The organism is Paenibacillus xylanivorans (genome assembly GCF_001280595.1).
Classification (GTDB): domain Bacteria; phylum Bacillota; class Bacilli; order Paenibacillales; family Paenibacillaceae; genus Paenibacillus; species Paenibacillus xylanivorans.
This window is the reverse complement of record NZ_LITU01000071.1, coordinates 136,315-153,333: the sequence shown is the minus strand read 5'-3', so window position 1 is coordinate 153,333 and position 17,019 is coordinate 136,315. Positions and strand designations below refer to the sequence as shown.

Annotated in this window: 11 protein-coding genes; 2 read left to right on the top strand and 9 right to left on the bottom strand. The window is 49.0% G+C overall.

Annotated features, from left to right (window positions below; translation table 11 throughout):
* From AMS66_RS23055 to AMS66_RS23015, 9 genes are all read right to left on the bottom strand, one after another.
* Window positions 1-1,114, bottom strand: a 1,114-nt coding sequence (locus AMS66_RS23055) for a response regulator (RefSeq protein ID WP_144424589.1), incomplete at its 3' end; no start/stop codon positions are given.
* Window positions 1,111-3,102 carry a cache domain-containing sensor histidine kinase gene (locus AMS66_RS23050; RefSeq protein WP_053783017.1) on the bottom strand — a complete coding sequence of 664 codons (1,992 nt, stop codon included), beginning with the start codon at window positions 3,100-3,102 and terminating at the stop codon, window positions 1,111-1,113. The genes AMS66_RS23055 and AMS66_RS23050, both read right to left, overlap by 4 nt.
* A gap of 27 nt (window positions 3,103-3,129) precedes the next feature.
* Window positions 3,130-3,978, bottom strand: coding sequence for a carbohydrate ABC transporter permease (locus tag AMS66_RS23045; protein ID WP_053783016.1), 849 nt, complete (start codon window positions 3,976-3,978; stop codon window positions 3,130-3,132).
* A complete protein-coding gene (locus AMS66_RS23040) occupies window positions 3,975-4,925 on the bottom strand; it encodes a carbohydrate ABC transporter permease (protein WP_144424585.1) in 951 nt (316 codons plus the stop codon). The genes AMS66_RS23045 and AMS66_RS23040 overlap by 4 nt, the downstream gene beginning before the upstream one ends.
* A gap of 50 nt (window positions 4,926-4,975) precedes the next feature.
* A complete protein-coding gene (locus tag AMS66_RS23035) occupies window positions 4,976-6,313 on the bottom strand; it encodes an ABC transporter substrate-binding protein (RefSeq protein ID WP_053783015.1) in 1,338 nt (445 codons plus the stop codon).
* 277 nt (window positions 6,314-6,590) lie between these two features.
* Window positions 6,591-8,933 carry a glycoside hydrolase family 88/105 protein gene (locus AMS66_RS23030; RefSeq protein WP_053783032.1) on the bottom strand — a complete coding sequence of 781 codons (2,343 nt, stop codon included), beginning with the start codon at window positions 8,931-8,933 and terminating at the stop codon, window positions 6,591-6,593.
* 256 nt (window positions 8,934-9,189) lie between these two features.
* Entirely contained in the window at window positions 9,190-9,816 is a 627-nt protein-coding gene (locus AMS66_RS23025; protein WP_053783014.1) for a BslA/BslB family hydrophobin, read from the bottom strand.
* A 38-nt stretch (window positions 9,817-9,854) separates the two neighbouring features.
* Window positions 9,855-10,736 (bottom strand): S-layer homology domain-containing protein, encoded by an 882-nt coding sequence (locus AMS66_RS34435; RefSeq protein WP_053783013.1) that lies wholly within the window; start codon window positions 10,734-10,736, stop codon window positions 9,855-9,857.
* Between the two features lie 265 nt (window positions 10,737-11,001).
* A complete protein-coding gene (locus tag AMS66_RS23015; protein WP_053783012.1) occupies window positions 11,002-11,820 on the bottom strand; it encodes an endonuclease/exonuclease/phosphatase family protein in 819 nt (272 codons plus the stop codon).
* Window positions 11,821-12,098: 278 nt separating this feature from the next.
* Here AMS66_RS23015 and AMS66_RS23010 point away from each other — a divergent pair, with 278 nt between their 5' ends.
* Both AMS66_RS23010 and AMS66_RS23005 read left to right on the top strand, forming a co-directional pair.
* On the top strand, window positions 12,099-13,868 hold the full coding sequence (locus AMS66_RS23010) for an SWIM zinc finger family protein (RefSeq protein WP_201782216.1): 1,770 nt from the start codon (window positions 12,099-12,101) through the stop codon (window positions 13,866-13,868).
* Between the two features lie 5 nt (window positions 13,869-13,873).
* On the top strand, window positions 13,874-16,891 hold the full coding sequence (locus AMS66_RS23005; RefSeq protein ID WP_053783031.1) for a DEAD/DEAH box helicase: 3,018 nt from the start codon (window positions 13,874-13,876) through the stop codon (window positions 16,889-16,891).
* The last annotated feature ends 128 nt before the right edge of the window (window positions 16,892-17,019 follow it).

The following is a 17,019-nucleotide window of genomic DNA, read 5'->3' as shown; positions in this document are numbered from 1 at the left end:
GGCTCACCGCCACAACTTGCACATCCTGAATACTGGTACCACTCCCTTCGTTCAGCAGATTGCGAACATGAACCCATATCTCCTCTGCCAGATCAGTCCTCATATCCGCCCAGGACTCATTCCATTGTTGTAACAATAGCGAGTAATCCGTCACGCTCGGCATAAAGACATATGATGAATCATATCGATATATGCGGCTCCCACCCTGAAACTCTGCTTTCTCCAGCGCCTCCCTGCTCTCCAGATAGGAGTCCATAACATCGCATAAGTGATTTTTGGATCTCCCAATACCTGCACTCATTTCGATCTTGAGGTACGTAAAAATCTGATCAATCATCCGTTCAACAATCGACTCCATATGTTCTAGCAGGTTCTTCTCACCAAATAGAAGCAGCACAAACACCTGATCCGAATAGTCCACGATCTCCACCTGGCAGTCGTTTAGTTGCGGAGTCTGATCCCTGACGGTCTCCTGAATAATATCCGCTGCCCCATACCTTAATAACTGCCAGTCCCGCTCTTTCATCCGTGTCAGAAATGCAGGCCTATACAATTGCAGACTGATGGCACGTACCTGAGAAGACATGCGAATACCCACATAATCCATACGCTCCGCAGGTAATTCCTCTTCCTTATAGCGAGTAGTTAACAGTTCGTGAAGAAACAGTTTGCGCAGATAGGGGACCACTCGCCCAATCTCCTGCTTGTACGTCCGCTCCAGCTGCTCACGCCGCTCACGCACATCCTGTTCCAGTAACACCTCACGCAAGACAGACTCAATTTCCTCCACTTCCGCAGGTTTCAGCAAAAAATGATTCACACCCCAGCGCATGGCCGCCCGGGCATTCTCGAATTCATCATATCCGCTAAGGATGATGATCGGCAGATGAGGATGGTCCCGCCTCAATGTTTGCGTGACCTCAAGTCCTGTCATTCCTGGCAAATAGACATCCGTCATCACAAGATCCGGACGCAGCCGATGGAACAGCTCCAGTGCGTCCATGCCATTGGAAGCCGTTCCTGCAATGCGAAGGCCAATGGATGGCCAATCAATATGGTCGGTTAATGCTTTTACGATATGAGGATCATCGTCTACAAGCATAATGGTTTTCATTCATTTTCACCGCCCAGCCAAAAGTTTAATTGCTCTTCCGTCTCAATACGTGGCAGCGTAATGGTCACTTCTACCCCGCCCGATTCACCTGAGCATAGATCAACGCCATATCCAGTTCCACAATACAGCTGAATACGCTGATGTACATTTCGTATACCAATGCCAGTCGTCTCCTCCAGCTTCCAGCCCTCAGGCAAACCCTGTCCGTTATCCTTTATACGAATGATGATTTTGGGTGCCTGCGCGGACTTTCTGAGCGGACGATAGCCCATGGATTGGTTGCCTAGTTCCGATGACTCTGGTGATTCGATGATAAGACAGGTTGGAGATTCCTTCGCCTCAGGTAGATTGTTGCTCTCCGATTCCCGCATATCCACCTGTATGCGAAGTTTCCCTTCCTTCGGATGCCCATGCATGACCGCATTTTCGATAAAGGGCTGCAAAATGATTTTGGGAATGTAGCACCCGCGCACTTGCGGATCGATATGTTCCTGATAATCAATGGAGAACGGTAACCGCTCGGACTGAATGCTGACATAACAACGGGCATGATCCAACTCATCACGCACCCGGATAAATAGTTTGCCGCCGCTCAATCCAATACGCAAAAGTTTGCTGAGTTGGACAATCATGCGGCTGATGTCCTTGGCTTCATAATCGAGAGCACGCCAGTGAATCATGTCGAGTGTGTTATACAGAAAATGCGGTTTGATTTGCGCCTCCAGCAAACCGGTCTGGGCTTCACGCTTCGCGCGGCTCTCTTCCTTGACCTGGTCCATCAACTCTGTCAGCTGTGAAGCCATATGATTAAAACCATAAGCCAAATGGGCATATTCCTCGGTGAACGAAAGCTGAACCCGGGTATTGAAGTCCCCTTTTTCCAGTTGCCTCATCCGTTTGATCAGCTGACGCAATGGCCGGACAATCCTCCGCACGAACAGATACGCGAGTATCGCCGAGCATAATAACCCCAGCACGGCTATTCCAAGAACTTGCCATCCTGCCTGTCTTACTGGAGATAACAGCGTGTGCACAGGGATGGTCTGCACCAGACGCCACTGAAGCATGGCAGGCCTTGAATATAGAACAAGCTGCGCTCCACCGGGCTTGCCGGAAACCACCTCAAATCCGTCCTCCCCCTGTTCAACATGCTCCTGAATCCATGCACGATCTACGACAGGTTCGCTTTCCCTAGCAGCAGATGCATTAATAGAAGGAAAAAGTTTGGAGGCTTCATTGGTTGAACTCAAATTCCTACCAGACGTTACCTCTAAATTGTCATCGCCCATCTGCATGACGACGTTGCCTGCTGTATCCACCAACAGTACCTGTCCATCCAGCACCATAGGCATATCTGCAAATCTGCGTACAATATCCGCGCGACTCAGGCGGATAAGCACATAGGCTACCGTCCCGCCCCGGCTGTCAAAAATTCGCTGGGCGTATCCAATTAGCGATTGGCCAGATTCGTTTTCCCGTAGAGGCACCCAGGCCGCGTCCGCCTGCTCCAGTGCAGCAAACCATGAATCACCGGCAATCGTATCCACTGGATAGATGCGATCAGCCATCGTGACGGTGACTCCGTTGAAGGCATCAGTATACAGCTCTACCGATGTAATACCTTCACTGACTACCAACGTGTGATCCAGTATTTTGGATACCTCCCGCCGTTGGTGAATATGTGTCAGCCTTCCCGTTCCCTTTGTTTCCAGCAAATTCGACAGCTCACGGTTACTCGCCAGAGAATAGGCCGTCCCTGTCACACCTGTAATAAAATCAAACCCCCGGCGCGTACTCTCATTCAGGAGAGCCAGCCTCGCTCTACTAATCTCGGTAAACGTCACAGCAGAGAATGACTGGTATGCCAGCCAGACAATAACAGAGACGAGCAGCAGGTTAAACGCAACAAAGCAAGTCACCATCAACGTGGAGAGCTTGCTTTGTTGCAGCTTTCGATTTAGGAATACCGACAATCTTCGTTTCCGCATGTGGAATCAACTCGTTTCGTCTTGGAATTACCCTTTGAGCCCGGAGGTCGCGATTCCTTCCACGAAGTACTTTTGACACACGATAAATACGATAAAACAAGGCACCAGCGACAGCACTGACATCGCAAACATCGGACCCCAGTCAGATTGGGAGCTGGAATCGAGGAACAGGCGAAGGCCCAGCGGCACCGTGTATTTGCTGACATCACTCAGATAAATCAACTGGCTGAAGAAATCGTCCCATGTCCACAAAAAGGTAAAGATCATCGTCGTCACCAGCGCCGGAAAGGCCAGCGGAATGATAATTTTGGTGTAGATTCGTACAGGACCACATCCATCAATCGTAGCCGCTTCATCCAGCTCTTTGGGCAATCCCCGGAAGAACTGGACCATCAGGAAAATGAAGAAGGCATCGGTGGCCAGCCATTTCGGCACCACTAGCGGCAGATACGTATTCACCCATTCAAGATGGTTAAACAGGATATATTGAGGGATAAGCGTTACATGATGTGGCAACATGATCGTCATCAGCATTAAGCCAAAGCAAATCGCCTTGAACCGAAAATTCAATCGGGCAAAGGCATATGCCGCCATCGAGCAGGAAATGACATTGCCCAGCACAGCGCCCAGCGACAGGACAACCGAGTTGGTTAGAAAACGGGAGAAGGGATTTCCCTGAATGCCCGTCCAGCCATTAATGAAATTTTGCCAATTCCATTCTTGCGGCCAGAACCACGTTTCGGTGAAAATCATATGTCCCGGTTTGAATGAGCTGCCCAGCATCCAGAGCACCGGATAAAGCATCACAAAGGCAATGCCCGAAATCAGTACATGTTTGGCGACTACCCACGCAGCAGAGTTTCGTTGTCCAATCATGATTTTCCACCATCCTCATAGTGCACCCACAGCTTGCTGCTGCGGAATACCAGCAATGTAAAGACACCGATCAGGATTACCAACACCCAGGCCATCGCAGATGCATAACCCATCTGGAAGAACGAAAAGCCTTTTTTGTACAGGTATAGAGAGTACATTAATGTGGAATTGACAGGCCCCCCGCTGCCATTACTGATGACAAAAGCCTGAGTAAAGGACTGAAAGGACGTGATCAGTTGCATCACAAGATTGAAAAAGATAACCGGTGACAGAATCGGCAGTGTGATATAAAAGAATCTCCGGAGTGGACCGGCGCCGTCAACCGCAGAAGCTTCGTCATACTCGGGTGGAATCTGCTTCAAGCCTGCCAGGAAAATAATCATCGATGATCCGAACTGCCATACCGACAGCAGCACGATTGAATACAAGGCATACTTCGGGTTGGCGACCCAATCGGGTGCCTTAATACCGATCATGGCGAGCAAACCATTGAGTAGCCCGTCACCGCCCAGTATTTTGCGCCACAGCATCGCAATCGCAACGCTGCCCCCAAGCAGAGTTGGGATGTAATACACCGTACGGTAAATGCCGAGCCCACGAATACCCTTGTTCAACAGCATCGCCACCAGCAGGGCAAAAATTAGCTTGATCGGTACGGATACGGCGACATACGTAAATGTGACTTTGAGCGATTGAATAAACAGTTTATCCGATGTAAACATCGTGGTGTAGTTATCCAGACCGACCCAGGAAGGGGCGGCCAGGATACTGTAATCGGTGAACGAAATGTATAGGGAAACGAGCATCGGGCCAAGTGTCAGAAACAATAAACCAACCAGCCATGGGGCCAGAAACAGAAGGGCCGCTCTATTGTGCGCATATCTCCGTTTCACCCGCCGGGCTGCCACACGCTCGGTTCGGGCTTGACTGACCTGTGTTGTACTCATCTTCGCAACCTCCCCGCGGAATATGAAGTATGGAACCGTTCAATCAAGTGTTATTGACTCGACGCAAGTGTCGCCTTGGCACCTTCAATAAACTGCGCAATTACATCCGGTGTGTTGCCTTGACCAAAGGCGATCTGCTCGCTTGCACTTTTGAAGCTGGTATCCACTTCGGAAAAACCTTGCGGGTATGGCGGATCAATTTCACTGGAGTTTTTCGAAACTACATCGATAAATTGGAAGATCGCTTGCTCCGCTTCGGGCAGCGTAGGCTGCATCTTCTCACGGATGCTGGAATTGACGGGTACTCCGCGCTCCGAACCGAGAATGGCGGTAGCTTCCGGATCATTCACCATGAAGTCGATAAACATCGCTACTTCCTTCGGATGTTTCGTTTTGCCATAACCGGATAGGAACTGACCTGCTTTCAGGTACTCACCGATTTGCTTTTCACCTACACCGTGCGGAAGCACTTGTATCCCTAGCTTATGATCCTGATTTTTGTTCACCTGCTGAAACGTCAGCAATTGGTTAGACCAAGCAAAATCCATGGCTGCTGTACCAAGCGAAATCGGGCGTGTTTCCAGTGCATTCGTCGTGGATGCCGTCACTTCTGCAGAGGTTGCACCCCCGTTCTCACGAAGCGCCCCCCACATGTCAAACCATTGCTTAAGCTCCTCGCTCGTTGCTGTCAACGTCCCGCCATCAAATAGCCCCTTTCCTGTTTGCCGGATAAATACCTCAAACATGTTGGTGGTTCCCGATACATCCGCCGAGCCGTAGAAACCGTCACCCTTCTCTGCTGCAATCTTGGCCGCGACATCGCTAAAATCCTTCCAAGTCCAGCTTTCCTGCGGCTCCTCGATCCCAAGCTCCTTAAATACGGCCGCATCATAGATGACACCTGGTGCATTTACACCTAATGTAATCGCGTATAGCTTATCGTCAATTGATCCGGCTTTGAGCATGCTCTTGTCATGATCCTCTGTGCGCAGCTCTTTGTTCTCTGCATACGGGGTCAGGTCAAGCAAAGCGCCACGCCGGGCAAAATCGGTTAGAAAAGCGTAATCCATCTGTATGATATCCGGTGCATTTGAACCCGCTACCTGAGTGGTCAGCTTGTCAAAGTATCCGTCCCAACCCGAATATTCCGGCTTGATGGTAATGCCAGGGTGTTTCTCTTCAAACAGCTTAATCACTTTGGTCGTGAGATCGTGGCGAGTCTGCGACCCCCACCAGGTCATACGAAGTTCAATATTGCCGGAAGCCTCACCATCTTTCCCTCCTTCATTAGAGGAAGCAGATGGTCCTGAAGATCCTCCGGAACAGGCTGTAGCGAACATTAACAGGGATAGGCAGAACAGGGTTACCCACTTTTTGGTATTCAACATGAATGAATTTCCTCCCCTTTTGCTTTTGTGGAATCGCTTACAAAAACTATTGTAACGGTCTACCGCTGCTCTTTACATAAACAAAAGTAAGCTTTCCTGTCAAAAAAGTAAGAGGTTAGGACAAATGTCCATTCGATTGAGATCGATATTCAAAGTGATGAAATAACCACCAGGAATGCTGCTCCGGGTGGTTATTCATATATACAACGGTCTTTGTGCAGTGCGCCGTGCCTCGCCACATCTCAACGGTGGTCCTTTACTGATTTTACTGACACGTTCAGGATTGCGTCACAGCAGTTGATGATATCTTATGCTGAGCCAGATGTTTCTTCATCTTCGCTACTTCGGTTCCTGCCAGCATCATAATGCCAATCCCATGATTGTCATTCGTTACCGTGAGCAGGTCCTTATCGTAATATTCTGCGGTAAAGGCATATCTCGATCCGCTGCATACACCATGTACGTTGCCCTGACGGTCAATCGCTTTACGGGTTAATCCGTTCCATGCCCGTTCAGCCGCTTCAATGTAACGCGCGGGTTGATTTAACCAGCCAAAACGCACTCCCCGTGCAAAACCATAGGCAAACATCGCTGTACAGGAGGCTTCCTGGTATGTTTCCGAATCATTCAATACCTGGTGCCATAATCCACCCTCTCCTTGCAGAGCTGAATATCCTTCACATAATTCATTGAAGAAGGCAATTAAAGCCGGACGCTCCGGGTGCTCTGCCGGCAAAGCTTCCAATACCTCAGACAACGAAAAGAGCGTCCATCCATTTCCCCGTCCCCACGGAATCTGTGTCGCCTGTCCATATTTGAAATCGTATACGTGGGACATGATCTTGAATTCAGGCATGAACAGATACTTCCGATACAATAAAAATTGTCTGGCCGCTTCATCCAATGGCGACATATCCCTTGTCAGTCGGGCATACCGTACGAGAAACGGTGTGCTCATATAAAGGTCGTCTGCCCACATCGTATTCTCGGCAAATTCTCCGATACACTCGCGGTAAAATGCACCGTCTTCCTGTCGTTCCAACCGGGTCAGCATAAAACCTGCAATCCGATCTGCAATCGGCAAGAACGTCGGCTCCTGACATTCTGAATAAGCTTCCAGCATCGCCGAGCCAAATGAGCCACAGTTATCCAGCATTTTCAGCATAACCAGCTGCTGGTTAACCGCTGGAAAACCGTACTGCTCCCGATCCCATAATGAGTACTCATCCATACGAGTGCACGCCTGCACATGATCTGCGGCATAACGCGTAATATCAGGTCGCTGCAAGTAACGTCCGGTCTGCAATAGACCATACACGGTGACACCTAATGGATAGTCCCAGCGACCATAGTTGGTCACACTGCCTACTGTCCATTTGTTACTGAGCATTGCATTTTCATAATAGGGACGTATCCACGCATCCGGTCTGGCCAGTTGCCAATACATGCGTTCCTTCCGTTCCTGTTGGCTCCCCGATTCTTTTAAGTTATTCTGTATTACACTTCCTTTATACACCCGATCTGTACGCATCAGATCCTGCACATCAGGTTCGATTTCCCCAGATTCAAAAGGGCCTAGATATAACCACGACTCTCCATAAGCCCCATGCACACGCTGGGGAAGCTCCAGTTCCAGTTGCTCTCCATTCACCGTTGCGTTTATAACAAAATTCCATGGCTCAGCCGTATCACTACATTCACTGCGAACCAGTAGATCGTTCCGTCCAAAAGATGCGGGTATCTCCACCTCGAATGGGCCCGCTTCCTTTAATTGCACCGCCGATTCGCCGTTCAGCCATATATTCAGTGGCCCGGAAGATTGACCAGTCAAACGGATGGCGCAATCGGTTGAATCCCTGTTAATTAACCGTGTCCACGCATAGACTCGTTGACCAGGAAGATGTCCGTACATTCGTTTAAGTGTCGGTTGCGTCTGCTTTTCCTCTGACCATTGCGGATCAGGCAACCAATCCAGTCTGTGGCCCTCTTCTTTCCCAAGCAAATTCCATTCTGAATGACTGTCCTCCGCTATTTCGGATATACGGTCTAGGCTAAGAGTAGGCGATTCTTCCGAATTTACAGGTTTGGAATACACCCATCCGGCCTGTCCCTGTCTCTCCTGGAAAGGAGCGAGCACATTCAGAATGCGCACTTTCCCCTCGTCCGAGCCAAACTGGCATCCAAAGCCCGCAGGTGTAGACTTCATCTCCAGCAACAACGTATTCCATCCCGGCTTAATGTCGATTCCCAGCTTCACGGTCGCGTCCAGGTTGATCTCATCCATTACCGTCGAGCGATATACCAATTGCTCGTTAAAATAGAAGCGAACAGGTCCATAACAGCGGATCAGCACATCCAGATTTCGGTCTTCATCCCCCCAAACGAGCGCTGCGGCATAGGAAACCTGACCTTTTTGGGCATCAGGGAAGCGTTTATTCAAATTCAGATCATACAGACCTTTTTCGTTTTGTAGAATACCAGACTTCTGGAATACCCGATATACAAAATCAGCCTGTGCATTGGCACCTATATACCTCTCTGCCAGCACCTTCAGTACCTGATCCTGATCTTCTCCGAATCGATAATACATGCTCTGCGGTTCACTGAAATACGTTGTCATTGAATGCACACATTCCTCTCCCGATGGACTATATAGGTATAGCGCTTAACCTTTGTGGAAAAATCCCTTTTTGTCGGACGTTCACGATCCTGGTTTATCTTAGGAACAGCCGAATAATACACCAAGTATAACTGACCTGCTTCCCGGTGGCTACAGATTTTTGATTACGCTTACAAGAAAATAATTGTATTGTCAGTCTGACGATAAAACAATACAACGGACTACATAGTTGTAGTCCGTCTCATTTAAATTACACTTATCCGAAAATGTCAAAGTTAACGAATAGCTTCCCGGTTTCTTCATATACGGATTTCGTTAATCCTTCGCCGTCAGCATCTACGCGAATGATCAAATCATATAGACCTCTTGTCTCATTCATCTTATTGCCCAATTGCAAAGTAATACGTGTGCCGGATTGTACACTTACTTTAATCTTAAGCGTATGACCATCATTGCTGATCTGACTGCTATCAAACGTATAAGACTCACCATCAAGTACATAAGAATCATTTACGCTAAACTGGAAAGCATCCGTGGAGTACTCAATCATGCCATCCACAAAATCTTCCCCTACATCGTAGTTTAAAGAAAATGGAGCATTCTCATATTGAACCTGGAGATACTTGGTTTTGGCGTTGCTTGAGTCGAAACCAAAATTATTGGACCCTATAGTCGGCACGTCTACTGGCATCTCTCCTTTCACCAGCGTAAATGCCAGCACATGTGATGCATCCTTAGGCGACTCGTTACCTGCTGAATCCTTGGCGGTAACCACATATTTGTAGTCTCCCGGAATCAAATTTTCCAACTTGGTAAGCGCAAGAGACCCATCCGCTTTGCTTTTGGCAAGGGGAATTCCTTCATCCAGCTCTCCTTCATCCACGACTCCATTCGTATTCGCATCAGTCCATCTATAGAAAGTTACAACGGCTCCTTCTGAACTTGATCCCAGGTTCCACTGTAATTATCGATAATGCTAAATTTACTTACATCGACCGTCGGTGCTGTTATATCCGCAGGCACAGATGGACTCGTACTTCCGCCACCACTTCCATTCGATGATGACCCGTTATTATTCCAACTGGTAGATGGGGATGGGGATGGAGTAGGCACAGGCGTTGGTGTTACCTCTGGTGTTGGCGTCGGTACTGGTTCAGGTTGTGGAGCAGGTGTTTCCTTTATCGTTTGCAGTAATCGGGAAGCCGTCAATGCTGCAGCTTGACGATCCGCTTGCAAAGCCGGTTTGAACATGTTTTTTTGATCACCGATAATAAATCCAGCTTCGAGCGCCGCTCCAACTGCATCTTTCGCATACTCCGAGATACTTGCGCTGTCCTTGAATGTTAACAAAACACCTTTGCCCGATACATCTGTTCCCATCGCTCTCATCAGAGTTACGACCATATCCTGTCTGGATAATGTCTGGCCACTCCCGAATCCCCCGCTTCCCATGCCTTTAAATATGCCTGCTCGGTATACTGCTTCAACAGAAGCATAGGCATAGCTGGTCACAGGAATATCTGTAAATGTCGGATAGGATGGGACGTTATTGGTTACATCCAGCTCTAACGTTTTGGCAATCAGGATGGCAAAATCCTGTCTGGTGATCATACCAGACGGATTAAATCGACCATCACTGAATCCGGCGATAATCCCTTCATTTTGCAACTCTACAATGGCATCCTTGGCGTAGGATTTATCGATATCGGTAAATGATACTGCGGCGTTAGCCTGTGTCGTCCACAAAGATGTTGTCAACAAGGATGCCGCGAGAATCGAGCTCATGAAATGATTTTTTCTCAAAAGAATGCTCCTCCAGTATGAAGTTTATTCATGTCATTCCAACTCAAAATCCAATGGAAAATCACTAAAATAATATGGACATGTACGATAATGTACATTATATAGAGGTGCTCTGAACCGATTCTGAACATACGTGAGTCTTTGCATAACAGTCTGCCAAAGGCTGAAAATAAAAAGCCTCCGACTTCACTTTCCTTTAAGGAAGTGAAGTCGGAGGCTTTCGTTTCATTTTGATAAAAAAATCGTGTACAAGAGTGTCCTCGTGTTAAATTTCCACAGCTACGCCGTAATGGTCAGAGACCACAGGGCCGTTCTTTCCATTGAGAACCACAGTCGAAGACTTCGCCTGTACCGGACGATTCGAGAAAATATAATCAATACGCAAATCGCGTTTATTATCCGCCCAGCCAGCAATGGCTTTGACCACAGTTGCTCCATCATCCTTTTGCACAGCTGTCGTGTACAGGTCATGCCAGCCTTTGCCGATCATATGGTCGTATCCTTCCTCACGCACTTCTGCGACATTGTTGAAATCCCCCATAATATACAGCGGCTGGTCCATATATGGAGCAAGCTTGCTCTCGGTCAGTTCCCACTGGCCCTTAAAAGGTTCCTGATCATCATTCCACCAGTTATAATGTCCATTCACAAACCAAGTCGATTCACCTTTAACCACTGTCTGTATTCCCACAATTTTGCGTGTCCGGTAGTTGTCGTAATCCCTCATGTGGGATACATATTCACCAAAAGCTTGTGAGATCGGTGTCCGGCTCAGAATCGCCAAACCTTCATCATATATGCTAAATCCGACATGGGTCGGAATCCATGTCCAGTAATATTGTTCAGATAGCTGCCGGAGCAGAACATAGGCATAATTATCTTTTTTAATAACAGCTTCGGAATCCGCGGCAAAGTAATATTTCAGTTCCTCGGCGGACAGTGGCTGCTCCTGCATGGATTGATTGACCTCCTGCATGGAAATCACATCGAACTGATGTGTATTGATAAAATCAGCCAGCTGACTAATTTTGTTCAATTGATCCTCTTCCACCCAAGCGTGTGTATTTAACGTAAGTATTTTCATATGCTCTCTCCTGTTGATTGAATTTGGCCGGCGTCCTGCCTGCATTGTTCCTGAAAGGAATACATACCCTAAGCATACACAATACGAGGCTTTTGCGCATGATCTCTGGTAAAAAGTAGAGTTCATCACTCTTCGGTTTCACTTGTCAAAAAGTCTCTTCCAAGTTCTCCGAACCGATGCACGGAGCACACGATAACTGATATGATGGATATATGAAATGTACACCATTACGTCAAGACGTGGTGATGACTGAACCTATGATTTCCCCAGGAGATGGAATGATGAACATACCTAATGAGATGAACATGGATGATGCGCAGTGGCAACAGCTGATTAGACAGGTTGCGGAACATTTTAACAACCTGACGATCATGCGTGGATTCCAATATTATAAACAGAAACGCGTCGGACCATTAACCTACACCGAACAAAATGGAATTTTGGCAGAAGTGCAAGGCTCAAATGACTATGAGGTAACTCTGAGCTTGCAATCGCTGAACACCAGTCACTGTACCTGTCCGGTTGGTTCTCGTTGCAAACATATGATAGCCGTTCTAATGAGTTATGCGGAGCAACTGGGGCGACCCGTACACGGCATTGTGAACGCCCACTCCAGTACGGCACTGAAACAGGCTCCAAAGCCTGCTTCTTTAGCGACAGCGGGACGTTCTGATTACGCTTCTCACGAAGAGGATCTCACTACCCCTGATAATCAGTATAGTCAGATCAAGGAACGTGCAACGGAACTTGCCGAACTTGAGATAGCGGAATGGCATGAACTCTTTCGGGCATGCCTGAAACGATTAGGGACAGGCACGCCAAGTACATCGTATGTGCAGGCCGCAGCGGACGAGCTCTATTCCATCAAACCTAAGCTGTCCGCTGGCATGGACCAGTTATTTGAGCTGCATGTTCAGTTGTACCTGATTCGTTTCTGTGTGCCTGGCCGCAATTCAATCACACATACACCTGTGTATCTGAGCTATCCTGCCCAACTTGCCGTGGATGCGCTCCAGAAAGGGTTGGAACAGATCCTTAGCCGTCCGCTGGATCTCTCCGATCTGAAAGGCACGAAGCTTGAACAACATTGGAAACGGCTTGAGGAAACCTCGGCGTACCTGCGTACGCAGATGATATCCGAGACATCCAGCATGATGTTCTTTACCCCGATCTATCGACAGCTTTGGTTAAATTGGATCGTACCTCATCTTCAGGAAAACCGGAAAACGCTGGATTCAGAGCTGGAGTTTCTACAGGAAATGGAGAACGGTCTGACTGCTGCTTCCATACCCCCCAAACCAGGTGAAAGTGTGCTGAGTGTAGCGAATCTGACCGAAAACGGGAGCGGTGCGCCGATTAAATCGGTAACCTTGCCCTTGCCACTTGTATTGGCACAGAGCTGGATGTATTTCCATTTGGGACAAGATGAGCAGGCTTGGCAGCGATTAACCAGCGGAAGCTCGGCATATGGCATTCCGCCAGAGCATCTGTTGCATTTTCTGCATGTACTTTCAGATTCATTAGAATGGAAACGGCTGAGCGAGTGGTTAGTTCAGCTTGGACCTCTGCTAGCGAACCGGCGTAACTCCCCTCTGAATGATTACATGCAGTTGTGGGACACAGCCATTCATCATCTGCCTGATGTAGAGCACCGTATGTGGGACACACTGGTCAGCATGCTGCCTCATTCGCGTCCGGCTTACGAAGAAGCGATGCATTCCCGGGGACAGTGGCGGCGATGGATGGATTTTCAACTGAGCACGGAGACAGAGCCACTTGAATTCCGTGTAGCTGTGCTACAGCCGATTGAAAAAGATGCGCCCGAATTACTGCTTCCTTTCTACCATCAGGCGGTGGATCGTTATATCGGGCACAAAAACAGGGACGGATACAAAGCAGCAGTGAAACTGTTGAAGCGGCTGTCCAAAATTTATAAAAAATTGAAGCAGGAAGAGCACTGGGAGCAGTTTATCACCACATTGGCCGTTCGCAACAGCCGACTGCGCGCCCTGCAGGAAGAGCTTCGGAAAGGTAAGTTGATTTCATGAGCCTAATGCACCCTTACACCGAAACGATTGAGGTCCATGTTGCATTGACGGGATACGGGGATGCCCTGTTCTATGGAGCGCTGAACACCCATCACTTTGTATCAGGACAATCGCTTAAGCAGCGATTATTTGCTTGGCATGCCCCTTCCTTCTACGGAACAGAACTGGAAACAAGACAGATCGAAGAGATTGAACTCGTTGTACTGCCTGCGGAAGAAGTCATTCCTTTCTTCAGCGAAATGCACACCTTGCTGCACATTGAATGGAAATGGGACGAGCAGGCAGAGCATTTGATCCGGCTGGCTCCGGTACTCGCAACATCGATTGAAAACCGTAAATATGCACCCAGCTTCACAGCATTCCGTACCGGACAACTGCAATGGACCTGGGACCCGGACAGCCTGAAAAAGCAGGATCGAACAGCTCTTGGTAAAGCACTGGAACAGACGGATGAGAGCTACGCTGAAGGGCTGAGTGCTGCTTATTCGGCTTCCGTATTCCAACGATGGTATAGCACGGAAGAAGCCGCGACCGATCTGCGACGTGAATTCCCGCAGTTGTTTCCACAAAGCGGCACGGCTCCGCAAACAGCCGGAATGGATGCACAATCCTGGCTGGTGTCTATCGGCTGGAAAGCAGACGCAGCCCCATTCCGTCCGCTCCTGCAATTGCTGGAGCCGGAGGAGGATGAACCCGCATGGCGGCTGCGGCTGGTATTACAGAATAAACTGGATGCAGCTGTATTGGTTCCTGTGCGACTGGATTCACGTGGTCGATTGGAAGGTGACTGGCCTGAGGTGTGGACGCCGTTCATTCTTGACCGTTCGGCTGGATGGCTGGAACAGCTGCGCGCACATTTACCCCGAATTCGCCGCGCCATCAGCGGCAGCCGGGATGTGCTCAGTGATCCTTTGGGAGATCAGGATGCTTGGCAGTTCCTGACTCAAGACAGCGGACGACTGCTCGAAGCCGGCTGGCAAGTGCTACTTCCGGGTTGGTGGGAAGCTGCACGCAAGAAGAAACCCAAGCTGCGTGCGAAAGTGAAACCGGAGGAAGGCAGCGAACGGGGACAGTCTTTCTTCGGACTGGACTCGATCATTCATTTTGACTGGCGGATTGCGATCGGGGATACGGATCTTAGCGAGGAAGAATTCGCTGATCTCGTTGAACGTAACGAACGGCTTGTTCGTTTCCGCGGGGAATGGGTTCCCCTCGACCCGGCCTTGCTGGAACAGATTCGCCGAGCCATGGGCGGTGTGGATCAGGAACAGGGACTGTCGTTTCAGGATATTTTGCACCTGCATCTGCTACATAGTGAGCAGCGCGAATATCGCAACCAAAAACGCAAGGAAGGACAGAAAGATCAGGAAGAGGAACAACCGCAGTCTTCAGAGACCATTCGACTTGAGGTGGAACTGAACGAACACCTGAACCGGGTCATCGCACAGCTTGGCGGTGGACAAGGCGGTGCTCCTTCCCTGCCTGTTCCGGCAGGATTGCATGCTGAGCTGCGTTCTTATCAAAAGGAAGGTTTTGCATGGCTTGGATTCCTGCGCAGATTCGGTCTCGGGGCTTGTCTTGCGGACGACATGGGACTCGGAAAAACGATTCAGTTCATTACGTATTTGCTGCATCTCAAAGAGAATGAGCAGCGCTTGCCTGGGCAGGCCCCAGCCCTTCTCGTCTGCCCTACTTCCGTACTCGGAAACTGGCAAAAAGAGATTAGTCGCTTCGCTCCCTCTATTAATGTCAGTCTGCATTATGGAGCTCGTAGACTGAGCGGAGAGGAATTCCATGCACAGACTGAACAGGTGGATATTATCATTACCTCCTATGCAACGGCTACGCTAGATCAGGAAATGTTGCAGTCATATACGTGGGCATCGATCTGTCTGGATGAGGCGCAGAATATTAAAAATGCCCAAACAAAGCAGTCCATGGCGGTACGCAGCTTCCCGGCAAAACATCGGATTGCACTGACGGGTACACCGATTGAAAATCGGCTGTCCGAGCTGTGGTCGATTTATGATTTTATCAATCCGGGTTATCTGGGCAGCGCCAGGGCATTCCAGACTCGGTTTATCAGCGCCATTGAGAAAGATAAGGACGAGCAGCGCATGCAGGATTTGCAGCAGCTGGTGAAGCCATTCATGCTGCGCCGCAAGAAAAAAGATCCGAATATCCAGTTGGATCTGCCTGATAAAAACGAGATGAAAACCTATATCCACCTTACGGGTGAACAAAGTGCACTGTATGACCAGTCCGTTCAGGCTCTAATGGACAAAATGAAAGAGCTGGAAGGCATTAAGCGCAAAGGTGCGATCCTCTCTGCCTTAACCCAACTCAAACAGTTGTGTGATCATCCCCTGTTGCTGACGAAAGAATCCTTGCCGGAAACGATTTCCTCGGAAGGCTCTGTAACAGCATATGACCTGTATAGTCCTCAGGACATGGCTATGCTAATCAGCCGCTCTGCGAAGCTGGAACGATTGATGGAACTGGTTCGTGAACTACGGGACGAGGGCGAAAGGTGCCTGATTTTCACCCAATACATCGGCATGGGACAGATGATGCAACAGGTATTGAGACAAGAGTTGCAGGAACCTGTACTGTATCTGCATGGGGGCACGTCCAAGACAGCAAGGGATCGCATGATTGACGAGTTCCAGTCCCGGACGTTGCCTGCGGCAGAGCAGCCATCGGTCTTTATTCTGTCCATCAAAGCAGGCGGCGTGGGCTTGAACCTGACCGCAGCTAATCATGTGTTCCACTTTGACCGCTGGTGGAACCCTGCCGTGGAAAATCAGGCTACGGACCGCGCCTATCGGATGGGACAGACGAAGGATGTTCAGGTACACAAGTTCATCTCGCTGGGCACACTCGAAGAACGCATTGACGAAATGCTGGAGAGTAAGCAGCAGCTCAGCGACAATATTATCACCAGCTCTGAAAACTGGATTACCGAGCTATCGACGGATGAACTGACGGATCTGTTCACACGGCGCCGCGACTGGTCGGATTAACTCCAGACTGGATTGATGCAACATACGTAACCAAGTAAATAGTAGAATAGAAAAAGAGCGAAGTGTCGGAATGAATTCCGTCTTCGCTCTTTTTCTATTAACCAATCCAACTCCCACATAAAGGTTTC

Bases quoted from the DNA above. Each gene is read 5' to 3' on its own strand.
- AMS66_RS23050 (WP_053783017.1), bottom strand. From the start codon at position 3,102: ATGCGGAAACGAAGATTGTCGGTATTCCTAAATCGAAAGCTGCAACAA.
- AMS66_RS23045 (WP_053783016.1), bottom strand. From the start codon at position 3,978: ATGATTGGACAACGAAACTCTGCTGCGTGGGTAGTCGCCAAACATGTA.
- AMS66_RS23040 (WP_144424585.1), bottom strand. From the start codon at position 4,925: ATGAGTACAACACAGGTCAGTCAAGCCCGAACCGAGCGTGTGGCAGCC.
- AMS66_RS23035 (WP_053783015.1), bottom strand. From the start codon at position 6,313: ATGTTGAATACCAAAAAGTGGGTAACCCTGTTCTGCCTATCCCTGTTA.
- AMS66_RS23030 (WP_053783032.1), bottom strand. From the start codon at position 8,933: ATGACAACGTATTTCAGTGAACCGCAGAGCATGTATTATCGATTCGGA.
- AMS66_RS23015 (WP_053783012.1), bottom strand. From the start codon at position 11,820: ATGAAAATACTTACGTTAAATACACACGCTTGGGTGGAAGAGGATCAA.
- AMS66_RS23010 (WP_201782216.1), top strand. From the start codon at position 12,099: ATGATGAACATACCTAATGAGATGAACATGGATGATGCGCAGTGGCAA.
- AMS66_RS23005 (WP_053783031.1), top strand. From the start codon at position 13,874: ATGCACCCTTACACCGAAACGATTGAGGTCCATGTTGCATTGACGGGA.